This is a genomic window from Alphaproteobacteria bacterium (assembly GCA_016722515.1).
GTDB lineage: Bacteria > Pseudomonadota > Alphaproteobacteria > Rickettsiales > JADKJE01 > JADKJE01.
Window position 1 is genome coordinate 575,091 of record JADKJE010000002.1, and the last position, 13,390, is coordinate 588,480.

Consider the following 13,390-nt stretch of genomic DNA (forward strand, 5'->3'; position numbering starts at 1 on the left):
ATGAGTGAGGGTGTTTTTATGGTGAAGATTTTGGCATTTGCAGGAAGCCTGCGTAAAGATTCGTGGAATAAGAAACTATTGAATATTGCCGTGGGTGGAGTGAGAAAATCGGGAGCCGAAATCACGGTTATTGATTTAAAAGATTATCCTCTTCCACTCTACGACCAAGAGATCGAAGATGCTAGCGGAATTCCGGCAAAGGCCATGGAACTCAAAACACTGTTTAAACAACATGACGCATTGTTGCTGGCATGTCCGGAATATAACAGCTCAATCACTGGTGTTCTTAAGAATACCATTGACTGGGTTTCCCGTCCAGTTAAGGGAGAAGAGGATTTAGCTGCGTTTAAAAATAAACTGGCATTGCTGATAAGTGCCTCTCCTGGTGCACTAGGCGGGTTACGTGGATTGGTGCATGTGCGATCGATATTAGGTAATCTTGGCGTAACCGTATTGCCCCAGCAAAGGGCTATCGGCAAATGCACAGAGGCTTTTGCTGATGACGGAACATTGAAAGATGCCAACGCTCAGCAGGCAGTTGAGGCATTAGGGGAGCAATTGGCAGAACGGACCCAAAAATGGGTTGACTAGAGGCTATTGGCAAAATTCATTCGTCCTTCAGGATTCCTGTGCTATCGTGTAGAGATGAAAACCTATCTTTATTATCTTTCAAGTATTTGCTTGCTCACTGCCTTGGTGGTGGTGGCCATGTTGGGTATTGATAGTGTTAGTGCTCAGGAAAATACGAATAGTAATTTACCTCCACGCGTGATTGAAACCATTCAGCAGCAATTTAAAGGTAGGGTGGTGGGAGTTGTGCCTCAATCAAGTGCAACAGAAGCTAATTGTCGAGAATATACCACGACAATCAAGATCGCTGGGGTGGCTAAAAAGGCTTTAGGTACGGTTTGTAAAGGTACCGATGGAACGTGGAATAACGTTAACCTTTATCAGGTACAGGTGTTAACACGCCAGGGAAAAGTGATCCTGGTCGTGGTGGATGGCCTCTCGGGTCGCGTTATGTCAGTTACAGAATAGGATGGGAGCATGAAGATACTAATCGTTGAGGATGATAAAACCATCGCTGAACAGCTTTGCGATTATCTGAGAGAAGCTGGTTTTGTCGTGCATGTCGAAAATGATGGTGAAGTAGGGCATTATGAAGGGGAGGCCGGACAATATGATGCTATTTTATTAGACCTTGGTTTGCCTACGATGGATGGTGTATCGATATTAGAAAAATGGCGTAAAGCCAAAATCACCACCCCTGTTTTAATCATTACGGCAAGAACCAGTAAAATGGAAGTGATTCGCGGTTTAGAACAGGGCGCCGATGATTATATCACCAAACCATTTGATATGGAGGAGGTTGCGGCCAGAATCCGTTCTACCATTCGCAGAGCAAGGGGGCAGGGGGCAACGCAGGCCGTTTATAAAAATGTTACTTATGATATGCGTAGTGGTAGGGTATTCGTCAATGGCGTACCAGCCAAATTGACCCGTACCGAATTTTTGATTGTCCAATATTTATTTATCAACCAGGGTAAATTAGTGCCGTTGAATGAATTGATTGATCATACCTATGAAGATTTTGATAATGATTCGAGCATCATTGCCAGGCATGTGGCCAATATCCGCAAGAAAATTGGCCATGAAATCATTATGACTGAAACGAACCGGGGTTATTATGTTCCAAAAGAACCAGGCGGTGAATAAGTCGGATCCTTCCCCTAAGGTAGGGCATGTAAGCAAATCCCTTGCGGCACGCATGTCGCTGTTGTCTTTTTTGTGGATTACATTGTTGATGAGTATTGGAGGCGTTGCCATCACCTGGGCGTTTAATCGTTCGGCAGAAAGAAGCCTTGATAACCAGTTGCTTGCCTATGTCGATATATTAATTTCTTCAACCATGTTGGATGCCAATGGCAAGGTTTATATTCACAAAGGAGATGCCTTTTTTGGTGCAATTCCGCGCTATTGGCAGGTGACGGTTAATGGCAAGCCGTTGATTAAATCGTCTCATCTTAAAAACTGGATTAAGGTTAAGTCGGGTGCAGGAAGTGAGATTACACGGGTGAATGTGATTGATAAATATGGTACATCGATCACTGCTGTTGAAAAGACGATTATGTTTCCAGGACGGCAGGAAGTGGTGTATTTATTTGGAATGCAATCGGCTATTGCCCAGGCATTTATGGATGAAGATAAGGCTATTTTCAATAAAGCCCTGGTTTTTATTTTAGTGCCAGTTGCGGTGTTGTTATTAATCCTGGCGTTTATCCAAATTCGTCTGCAAAGCAGGCCATTACAGGAAATTCAAGAATGTTTAGAAGATATTGAATCAGGAAAATTATCAAGGCTTCCTGATGTTTTTCCTTCGGAGATTCAGCCTTTGGCTGAGCATGTCAATACGTTGCTTGATTACAGTGAAGAGGTGGTTGAACGCTATCGTACCTTTGCTAGTAACATGTCGCATGCGCTGAAAACACCGCTAACCGTTATTTCCTCCGAAGCTGCAGTGAGTCACGGGAAGTTGGCACTTACCATCAAAGAGCAGGCCCAGATTATGTTGGCTTTGATTGACCGAAATCTGGCGCGGGTCAAGAGTGCAGGTACGGCCAATATCCTAACCGCACGAACCGATATTGCTAGTATTGTTGAAAGGATAACCCAGGGGTTTGCAAAAATTTATGATAAAAAGGCAGAGCTGGTTATTGACGATCGAGGCTTCTTTCGCGGTGATGAAGGAGACGCCTATGAATTCCTAGGCAATATTATCGAAAATGCTTGTAAATATGCCAAACAATCGGTGCAAGTGCGTTTATTTTCGCAGGAGGATATGATTTGTTTTAGTTGTGAAGATGATGGTCCCGGCATTCCACAGGAAGAATATGAAACAGTTGTCAAAAGAGGAACACGTTTGGATGAAAGCAAACCAGGCCATGGCATAGGACTTCCGATTGCACGTGATTTAGTAGCCCTTTATAACGGGACCATGACCCTGGAGCCTTCTAGCCTAGGGGGATTGAAGGTGGTCGTGAGCTTACCAAAGGCAAAATAGTCGAATGGATGGAAATTTGGACACTGTTGGACAGGATCAAATCCCTATTTCGAAGTTTTTATCAGTCTTTTCTTGATATGAATAAACGATGAATTTTGTCTTCAAGACTCCTTCATGGCCTATAGGTTACATTAAGTTTATATGCTGCTTATAGCATATATATATGACAACCTAACAAATGAGGAAATTATGTCCAAAACTTTTATCATCAATTGCTCCTTACGCATTTGGTTTTTGATGAGTGTGATCGTGCTCTTTGGCATTACGGCGTGTGCTCCAACAGCCAATTATGGTTATAATGGTAATGGTTATGGCGGAGGTTATCAGGCAGCAGGCACTAAATCCACTATCGGTGGTTTGGCAGGAGCGGCTACAGGCGCTATTGTTGGGTCTAACATCGGTAAAGGCAAGGGGCGTATTGCCAATATTGCGGTAGGTACGTTACTGGGTGCTGTGGTTGGACATGAGGTTGGTGCATCACTTGACCGTGCAGACCAGCTTTATTTGCAACAAACATCTGCCAGAACCTTTGAGAGTAACCCTACTGGTGTTTCTTCTACATGGTCTAATCCCGACTCTGGACATAGTGGAACCATTACTCCCGTTCGAACCTATGAACAAGGGGGCAGATATTGCCGTGAGTTCAATCAAAAAATCCAAATTGGTGGTAAAGTCCAATCTGGTTATGGAACGGCTTGCAGGATGCCTGATGGATCCTGGGAAGTTCAATCCTAATGTCAATATTACCTTAATGCTCCACTCCCCTAAACACGTACGCGTGTCGAATAAGCGATATATTGATTTATAAAGATTATTCTGCGCTACTGCAACATGCCATCACCCTCAGCCCACTTGGTCTGGGGGTGATGGCGTTTGTGGCATATGAGTCCATTATCTTAAACATAGCGTATATTCATCACTTCTGACTCTCTCACTATGCTTTAACTGCTCTTTTGGGGGTTAAACCTCTGAGAGAAAATGAGTCTAATGAAATGTAGACTAAAATGGAATGGTACCTTCAAGAAGCAGCATTGCCAGACGCTTTAAGCCGCTATTTTCTTAGCAGCAGCTGTAATGGGAGCAAAAAGTGGCTGCAGGTCATCTACAGTAAATCGGGATGCGTGTGCGGCTTCAGGATCAGAAATTGAATTAGCTAATTGACGCTTTCGTTCCTGTAATGCCAAAACTTTTTCTTCAACAGGCCACATTTAAATGTGAAGTGCGGCAACGTATTATAAAACATCCAATCATAGTTTTTAGAATGTTGAAAATGCCCATAAAAGCGAACATAATTGACATTTGATTTATTGTCATGTAGATTTTTAATGAAATAACCTACAAATAATAGATAAATATCAATGATGACTGGCATGATAAAAATTATTTGGTATTTTAATATTCTGTAATTTTTTTTGTGTTGTTCTAATAAGCGGCAATGCAATAATTGTCAATTATTGTTATTTTTAAGAGAAAAATATTATAAAACACGCATTATGAAAGACCATCAAAGCCCTCTGGATATTATTTTAACGTCTGATTCCCTTACGCCAAAACCGGAAGCAGTACTTCGCATTACTGAACGATTTAGCCTCCCTTTGGAATCAGCTATAGAAGTAAAGCAGTTAATGCATTACAGTGAATTCAACTCTTCTCATATAAGATTCGACGACCCCCTTCGGGTACTAATTAAAGAAGGTTCGTTAGATTCCTCACTTGATGAAACGTCACTCCTTTCCACAATATATATTTCTACCCTTTTCCATTTAATGGAGATGGAATGGTACTTAAGAAAAAACAACGTGCCATTAGTGAGATGTTCTGAATCCAAGGTCACGGGTTTTCTGAAAGAAATGCAATCACCTCCCTCAGAACTGGTGGATTATAAAAAACAAATTAATGATGCCATGCAAAAGCCCCTGGAGCCAGCGGATACCGGCAAACATTTTGTCCTCAATATGTTGCTCCCCAGAACCTATGCTTACTCCATCAATCCAGCTTACCGACAAAAAATACCGACAATTTATCAGGCGGTCCTTGACCAAAATCCTCTGTTATGCCACTTGCTTGAATTTGCTGCTTACACAGCAATTAGCAAAAAAAATGCTCTAAATATTGTATTTCATTCGGAAAGAGACATTAAAAAACGTAATATATTGGGAATTTACAATAGACCTGAAAACACAATATCAGTCTTTGCTAGCGAACATTCCTTTATATCTGAACCGGAAAAGATCAAAGGTACATTAATCCACGAATTATGGCATTATTTTGAATGGCAAAAGAATGATAACCGCCATCCATTACCCATTTTAAGCTCACAAGAGGCATATAAATCAATTCTTAAGGAAATGGAAGCCGTGACACCTCACGCCAATATGGTCAAATCAAATCTAGGATCAATGCCTTCAATGCGTGTTCCGTTTCCGTTTTTATCTAATGTAATAGTTGAATTAGACAATGAAAGTAACGCTTTGCTTTATCCTTTTAAACAACATTTAGATAGTTTTAATTTAAGCACGTATGAAGATAAGGCAAAAAAATATTTTGAGTTACCAGTACGCATTCCCCAGTATCTAGCCCAGACATCCAGGCCCTCTTTACCCAACTTCCCCAATGGCATAACAGAACAGCAAGCCCTTACATATACAAAGCAAATATTGCCACAATGTTATCAGCTTTTTATGGATGAACTAAATTATCTAAAAACATTCAATGAAATTGTAAGAACCAAGTTAGCTCTCATTTTAACCCTCCTGCTCTGGCATAAAAAATGGGATAAAATGCCTTCTTACACAATGAGCGCGAGCAATCCTACTCGTGCCATTCCGCCTGCGCCTACAGGCCTTGGGTTCAGTCAGGAGCCAGCAAAATCTGTAGTTTTTGGCAATAAAAAGCCGACAATTAATGAGCCCCGCCAAGATTTTGGCCATCACCAGCCGGGTGTTCAACCTGTCCGATCAGAGTTACCTACTATTACTCCATGGAAATATACTCCATGGAAATATAGAATTTATAACCCTCCTTTTATCCTATTTTCATTGCTTTCCGACAGTGATCAACTTCACATAAAGGAGGCAATCGTTGGGCGCACCCAGCTGGCGGATTTGCAGATCACTAAGGATAAAAAACTTATTTCTGGAGATCCTGACGCCCTCTCTAAACTAGCTGCGCAAAACTTTTCCGGCCTGATAAAACCATTTTCCTATATCACCCCCGAAGGCAAAGTAATAACTGAAATTAGGGAAATAAGCCGAGATGCTTTTATGCGTAAAACTGGTTTAATGGTAAACCATTCACCCCAGATTAGTCGTCCGTGAGCAGGTGGTCATCCGCTTTATTATAACGAAAAACAGGAATTGCTATCTGGGGTTGGTTTCTAAGAAAGACATCTCTAAGCAAAAAACCAATAACTGACCCAAATACCGGCTAAAACTCCTGCTAAATCGGCCAATAAGCCACAGCCAATAGTATGCCTGACTTGTTTAATGCCAACTGAGCCATAATAGAGGGCCACTACGTAGAGGGTTGTTTCGGTGCTTCCCTGAATGACCGAAGAGACGAAAGCAGGGAACGAATTGGCTCCATAATGCTGCATGGTTTCTATCATCATGGCGCGCGCACCACTGCCGCTAAAAGGTTTGATAAGGGCGGTAGGCAAGGCGGGGATAAAATCACTATCCAGTCCGGCCAACTCAACGAGATAACGTATGCCATCCAGTAGGAAATCCAGGGCTCCGCTAGCTCTGAAAACCGCAATAGCAGCCAGCATAGCGATAAGGAAGGGGAGGATGGTGATGGCAATCTGAAATCCTTCTTTGGCTCCCTCCACAAAGGTTTCGTAGACAGGAACCTTTTTGGCCCATCCTGTAACCAGGAATGTGGTAATTACCACGACCAAAATCAGATGACCAATAACACTGGATTGCTGCACCATTTCGGCAGATGGCAGGTGATGCAGATAAACAATCAAACCACCGATGATACCCACAAGAGTGCCCACGAACAGCAGAAAGGATTTGTTAAATAGCGAAATACGTTGCATGAGTGCAGTGGAGAGAATGCCTGTTAAGGTGGAAGCTGTTGTGGCCAACAATATAGGTATGAAAACGCTGGTGGGATCCGAAGCGCCTTGCTGGGCGCGAAACATAAAAATGGAGACTGGCAACAAGGTAATAGAGGAAGCATTAATCACCAGAAACATAATTTGGGCGTTGGTTGCGCGCTCTTTGTTGGGGTTTAATGTTTGCAGTTCTTTCATGGCTTTAAGTCCCATAGGCGTGGCAGCATTATCAAGGCCTAAGATATTGGCGGCAAAATTAAGGGCCATGGCACCGATGGCGGGGTGACCTTCAGGAATTTCTGGCATAAGTGTACGAAAAAGAGGAGTCAAGCGCCTGGCAAGCCAATCAACCATACCGGCTTCTTTGGCAATATTTAATAACCCAAGCCATAGGCATAAAATGCCAAGCAGGCCGATGGTAATCTCAACCCCAGATTTGGCAGCATCAAACAGGGCATTGACCAACTGGCTTAAAATAGCGTCATGTCCCATAAAAATAAATTGGTAGGAGCCCGTAAGGATTCCCATCAAAAAAATACTCAACCAAATACCATTAATCACGTTCCCTCCATCTGTATGGTGTCAGTATAGACATACCTAATAGAGTTGGCAATTACAGGAATCTGTGTTATAAGACTATTTCAAAGGAAATCATTATGAATCAATATGATAATAATAGAGGGTTGATCGTTAAGGCCGCTATTCTTGCACTTTTTATTGTGTTGCCGCTTATTGGTGCTTATGCGCATTTTCATTGGCAGCACCAAAAATACGAGAAGGCGCAGCAGTACTCTTCCCAGGCCATCGTTACCGCATTTGGGGCATTGATAGAAAAAAATGAGTATCAATTATTACGGTTTGCTAATGGCCGTCTTGAAGGTTCCTTGAGTCCGATTGATTTGACCGGCGCTGATCAATTCTGGATTCAGGGCGATACCATCACACGCTTAAAGGGGAGGAATAATTTTGATATGGTCGATTTATTTACGATCATTCAAGCTGCCGCACAATATCCTTATACCTTGACCATTGGGAAATTGATGAGGCCTAACCATGAGGGTGAGCTCATGGTTCCGCTGGCTATTGCTGTCCATGATAAGCGATATCATCAGCAGACTGGTATTGTGGTATCATTTATCCCGGTTGATTCTTTATTGAGTGCTATGAGGCCTTTACTGACAGAAACTGCGTCTGAAGTGATGTTAGTGGATTATAAGCGACGACTGCTGTTATCGTCACAATGGTATGATACGATAAAACAGGATGGATTTTTAGAGACTAGCCTGGAACTCTTTCAATTTGATCAGATGCAGGGAAAAGTTCGTCACCCACTTCAATTTGGGGGCACATTATTTAAATGGTATGCGAAAATGGAGCGTTACCCTTTTATCCTGTTAATTGGATCAACCAATCACGCGATTGCCTTTGGTTATTACACAATGTCGATTGCGGGTTATTATGTGGCATTATGCGCCTGGCTCTTTATGCAAAAAAAACGGAAGGAACAAGCTGTAGAACGTGAATTGCTCAGGGTCAATCAGCCAGTTATCTCGGTGGAGCCGGTTGCCTTAGACGTCCCTCACTCTCCTTCCGTGAAAAAGACTTTTGCCAAACCAACAAAAGAGTTAGAATCAGTAGATTAAGTTTAATTTATTGACGTTCTTTTATGCATAAGACCAAGACTAAACCATTGATCGGTGTTACCCTTAACTGGCAGGAGAACGGAGATTACTCTCCTTATCCTTATTTTGTGATGCGTGAGCATTATTTTCAAATGGTCGTCAAAGCCGGTGGGGTTCCTGTCGCCATCCCTTTTGAGCCTGATGTTATCAATCAGTATATCGATTATATGGATGGCTTTATTTTTCCTGGGGGCGATTTTGCGTTGGATCCAACCTGGTATGTAAGCATTCAGGAAAAATCACCTTATTTATCGTCACCAAGGCTGGAATTTGAAAAAGCCATTATCAGCAAAGCGATGCAAAACGATAAGCCTTTCTTAGGCATTTGTGCCGGTATGCAAATTATGGCCGGCTTGCTTGGCTGTAAATTAACATCAGACGTCATGCGTTTTACTGGGACACACATTGATCATCGTGATGCAAAACCCCGTCACGAAGTAGGACATAACGTGAAGATCGTTACTGGGACGTTGTTGGCCAATATCGTTGAATCTTTAGAATTTGGGGTGAACACATCGCATCGGGAAGGCGTTGTTACCGTTCCTGCTGAAGTTGTTATTAGCGCAACGGCAACCGATGGTGTTATTGAAGCTATTGAAATGAAAGATAAGCAATTTGCCATCGGTGTCCAATGGCATCCAGAATTTTTTGGAAATGACAATAATCCGCATTTTAAATTGTTTCAACGTCTGGTAGAGGCAGCCAAGGAGGTTAAGGTACGTTAACCCTTTTTTATGGTTTATCTGACATCTTCAGTTTTAGAAAAGATAAATCATAATGGAAGGCCATGTTTTTCAGCATACACGAAATTCATGAAAGACTGAGGTTGTTTATCAAACAACAGCCAGTTGAATATATTACGGTGTTGAATGCCTCTGGGCGGGTATTGGCAGAAGATGTCTTCTCGCCTCATATCTTGCCTCCTGTGCATCTTTCGGCGGTGGATGGATATGCAGTAAGGGCTGAGGATATTCTCAAATTTCCAGTTTCTCTTAAAATCCATGAACCAACGAAGCATGATGAAGAAAAATGCAAAGTTAAACCAGGTTATGCGGTTAGGGTTTATACGGGCTCTCCTTTGCCACAGGATGCCGACGTAGTGCTTCATATAAACAATGTATTTGAAGACCACGGTTATATTCATCTGTTTGATACGATTATTGATAATCTTAATATTACGTTTGCAGGAAGCGATATGTATGAAGGTTATTGCGCTCTTAAACGTGGGACCATTATCAAGCCACAGCATATCTCGTTGCTTTCCTTATTACAGTTGCCATGGATTCCGGTATATAAGAAGCCACGCATTGGCATAATGGTTGGTGATGCAAAGATTTTGGGTGAATTACATAGCCCATTTAAACTGTCGACATCCTTGGCCATAACATTGTTTTCCTTTATTCAAGAATGTGGCGGTATACCAGTCATGTTAGGTGATATCACCCATATTATCCATTCAAAACAAGCGTTAACGGAAGTGGTAGCAGATCTCAATCATTTGGTTAATCAGGTGGATTGTGTGGTGATGGCAGGAAGTCTTTTTTCTTTAAAATATGATATGTCCCAGGCTAATCCTTTTTGGGATATTCTCATACAGCAAGGAGCTGATCTTGAGGCATACTTTATTCGGCTTGGGGAACAGGAGTCGGTCATTGCCGGCACCTATAATCAGGTTTCAGTGCTGGCATTGCCTGCAACATTATCGTTTGCAGTAATAAAAATGTTTTTAATTTTAAAGCCGGCGATTTCGATGATGATGGGTATTGATCAAATATTCGCAACGGTGAAAGCAACACTGACAGATGATATCAATGAACATGATTGGCACAAAGAATTTATCCATGCGCATTTTAGCAAAGAAGGAGATCAATCGTGGTCAGTGACTCCGCAAAATTTCAGCACGATGCCTTTAATATCCGCACTTACCAGAAGCAATGGACTTATAGCGATCGATAAAGAAGGTAAAAATATGAAGAAGGGTAATGTCGTTGATGTATTGTCCTTGTGTGAGACCGTTTAATCGTCGCTCATGATGTTTGCGAAAAATTTCCAGTTAAGTGTTTTTTAAACTCCTTTCGTTACCAATGATGGACAGTGATATTTTTATTGCGAAAAGGAAATCCCATGCCATCAAAACCAAAAGCTCCAAAATTGATTATGCGTGCGCTTGAGCAACGATTCATGATGGACGCTGCTGGTGTAGCGGTAGTTGCAGAAACAATGGTGGAAACCGTGGTTCAACCAACCGCTGCACATGATCAAGCAACAGATAGTCAGCACCCTTCAGGAAACGAAGATGCTAACCACGATATATTAGCGCATCACTATGTAGAAACATCGCATAATTCGATGGAACAAAGTTCATCGGAGACGGTTCATTTATTTAAAGATTTTATTCCACCCGTTACAGGAAGTGGACTTGATCAGCACCATGAGATTATCATTATCGATTCGGGGGTGGAGGGATATGAACAACTGGTACAAAATGCCAGGCCCGACCAGGAAGTTTTTATTCTAGATAGTCATAGTGATGGTGTAAGCCAAATCACCTCTATTCTCAATTCGTTGCATGATGTTGATTCAGTGCATATTATTTCGCACGGTAATGCTGGAGAATTGGTATTGGGTAGTACGGTTTTATCCAATGAAAATTTGGCTGAATTCCAACAAATGATCAGTAGTTGGAGTGGGGCATTAACAGAAGATGCAGATATTTTAATCTATGGTTGCGATGTTGCGCAAGGTGAAACAGGGCATCAATTGGTTGATAAGCTGGCCGATTTAACCGGTGCAGACATTGCCGCCTCAGAAAATATTACTGGTGCCCATCGATTGGGAGGAGACTGGGTTCTGGAGCAGCATACGGGTACAATTGAAGCTCATCTAGCTTATGATTATTCCGTTCTGGAAGCATTTGACACGACACTTGTCTATGATCCAGTTACCGTTGCAGGGGCAAATTCAGCCCTGCATTTAGATGCTACCGATCTTAATGCAGATGGGAATTATACAAATAATCCTACGAATGGAAGCAATGTATCAAATTGGGTTGATAGAAGCTCAATGGCAAATCATTTTACGCAAACGACTTCTTCCCAAAAACCGACTTATAGTACAACTGCTTTTGGAGGAATAGGAGGAGTTAACTTTAGTGGCAGTGATCACATGGATACGGCTTCTTTTAGTTTAAGTGCGGCTAGTGCAGATAGAACGTTTGCGTTTGTTATACAAACAGGAAATACCGTTGCTGGGCTCCAGGTTATCTACCAAAGCTCATCCTCTTCGGATGGGTATGTGTTCTGTATTCAAAATGGACATTTATATGCATATGCATATGAATCAAATACTAATAATTATTCCATAGATTTAGGTGCAATTAGTACAGGTACAACATATGCATTGACAGCTGTACAAGATAGCACAGCAGGAACGTGGTCAGCATACCTAAATGGAGAGTTGAAAGGTAGCATATCAGGTATTACAACAATGCCTGATTTATCAGGAGCTGATTCCGCTGATTTAGGTGCTATGCAAGGAACAGGCAGAGATCCGATCACTTTTGCGACCTTTACTGGAGGTGCAACTACAGGAAATACAGGAATAAATTACTTTACGGGAAAAATAGGCGAAGTATTCATAACAAATGGAATGGCATTCAATACTGCTCAGCTAGACACATTTCATGATTATCTCGTTGATAAATGGGGGGCGTCAACAGCAGCATTGATCTCAGACATACCTAATCAGACTATAAATGAGGATAACTCATTATCGAATGTCCCATTTACGCTAAGAGATTTTGATGGAAATGAGTCAACATTAACGATTACGACTTCTTCGTCCAATACATCCTTAATACCTAATGGGAATATTACTGTTGGAGGTAGTGGTATTAATAGGACATTAAGCCTTACTCCCGCCGCTAATGCTAATGGAACCTCAACGATCACCGTTACTGTTAGTGATGGTGTTAATACACGTTCTGATACATTCGTCGTTACGGTCAATGCAGTGAATGATGCGCCGACGTTGAGTACGATCGCGAATCAAACTACCAATGAAGACACTGCATTGAACAACGTTGCCTTCACCATTTCCGATGTTGAGACTGCCTCAACCAGCTTGGTATTAACAGCCACCAGTTCGGATCAAACCTTAATCCCCAACGGAAATATAACGTTTGGCGGCAGTGGCGCTAACCGCACCATCAATTTTGTACCAGCAGCGAATGCAAGTGGCGTAGCCACGATTACCCTCAATGTCAGTGATGGCACGACGACCACCACCCAAACATTCACAGTGACCGTCAATGCAGTCAATGATGCTCCCACGTTGAGTACCATTGCCAATCAAACCACCAATGAAGACACTGCATTGAACAATGTGGCATTTACGATATCGGATGTTGAAACCGCATCCACAAGTTTGGTGCTGACAGCCACCAGTTCTAACACGGCGTTAATTCCCAACGGAAATATAACGTTTGGCGGCAGTGGCGCTAACCGCACCATCAATTTTGTACCAGCAGCGAATGCAAGTGGCGTATACGATTACCCTCAATGTCAGTGATGGCACGACGACGACCAC

12 protein-coding genes are annotated in these 13,390 nt (G+C 42.2%); 10 read left to right on the forward strand and 2 right to left on the reverse strand.

All coding sequences use genetic code 11. The features are described 5' to 3' along the window. The 5 genes from IPP74_07400 (at position 1) to IPP74_07420 (ending at position 3,796) form a co-directional block, all read left to right on the forward strand. A complete protein-coding gene (locus tag IPP74_07400; protein MBL0319099.1) occupies positions 1-591 on the forward strand; it encodes an NAD(P)H-dependent oxidoreductase in 591 nt (196 codons plus the stop codon). Between the two features lie 54 nt (positions 592-645). Continuing rightward, positions 646-1,038 carry a hypothetical protein gene (locus IPP74_07405; GenBank protein ID MBL0319100.1) on the forward strand — a complete coding sequence of 131 codons (393 nt, stop codon included), beginning with the start codon at positions 646-648 and terminating at the stop codon, positions 1,036-1,038. Between the two features lie 9 nt (positions 1,039-1,047). Then, complete coding sequence (locus tag IPP74_07410) at positions 1,048-1,716, forward strand: response regulator transcription factor (GenBank protein ID MBL0319101.1); 669 nt, start codon at positions 1,048-1,050, stop codon at positions 1,714-1,716. Then, a complete protein-coding gene (locus IPP74_07415; GenBank protein ID MBL0319102.1) occupies positions 1,688-3,061 on the forward strand; it encodes a HAMP domain-containing histidine kinase in 1,374 nt (457 codons plus the stop codon). The genes IPP74_07410 and IPP74_07415 overlap by 29 nt, the downstream gene beginning before the upstream one ends. Positions 3,062-3,298: 237 nt before the next feature. Further along, a complete protein-coding gene (locus IPP74_07420; GenBank protein MBL0319103.1) occupies positions 3,299-3,796 on the forward strand; it encodes a glycine zipper 2TM domain-containing protein in 498 nt (165 codons plus the stop codon). 308 nt (positions 3,797-4,104) lie between these two features. Here IPP74_07420 and IPP74_07425 read toward each other — a convergent pair whose 3' ends face one another. Further along, positions 4,105-4,245, reverse strand: a complete 141-nt coding sequence (locus IPP74_07425) for a hypothetical protein (GenBank protein ID MBL0319104.1) — start codon at positions 4,243-4,245, stop codon at positions 4,105-4,107. Positions 4,246-4,554: 309 nt separating this feature from the next. Between IPP74_07425 and IPP74_07430 the strand changes: the two genes are divergently transcribed. Further along, positions 4,555-6,378: a hypothetical protein gene (locus IPP74_07430; protein MBL0319105.1), complete on the forward strand. Its 1,824-nt coding sequence runs from the start codon at positions 4,555-4,557 to the stop codon at positions 6,376-6,378. A gap of 74 nt (positions 6,379-6,452) precedes the next feature. On the opposite strand, the gene IPP74_07435 is transcribed toward IPP74_07430, so the two are convergent. Further along, entirely contained in the window at positions 6,453-7,649 is a 1,197-nt protein-coding gene (locus tag IPP74_07435; GenBank protein ID MBL0319106.1) for a spore maturation protein, read from the reverse strand. Between the two features lie 128 nt (positions 7,650-7,777). Here IPP74_07435 and IPP74_07440 point away from each other — a divergent pair, with 128 nt between their 5' ends. From IPP74_07440 to IPP74_07455, 4 genes are all read left to right on the forward strand, one after another. Continuing rightward, positions 7,778-8,764, forward strand: a complete 987-nt coding sequence (locus IPP74_07440; GenBank protein ID MBL0319107.1) for a hypothetical protein — start codon at positions 7,778-7,780, stop codon at positions 8,762-8,764. Positions 8,765-8,787: 23 nt separating this feature from the next. Continuing rightward, positions 8,788-9,528 (forward strand): gamma-glutamyl-gamma-aminobutyrate hydrolase family protein, encoded by a 741-nt coding sequence (locus IPP74_07445; protein MBL0319108.1) that lies wholly within the window; start codon positions 8,788-8,790, stop codon positions 9,526-9,528. 62 nt (positions 9,529-9,590) lie between these two features. Further along, complete coding sequence (locus tag IPP74_07450) at positions 9,591-10,823, forward strand: hypothetical protein (protein MBL0319109.1); 1,233 nt, start codon at positions 9,591-9,593, stop codon at positions 10,821-10,823. 104 nt (positions 10,824-10,927) lie between these two features. Then, entirely contained in the window at positions 10,928-13,372 is a 2,445-nt protein-coding gene (locus IPP74_07455) for a DUF4347 domain-containing protein (GenBank protein MBL0319110.1), read from the forward strand. Positions 13,373-13,390 lie beyond the last annotated feature (18 nt).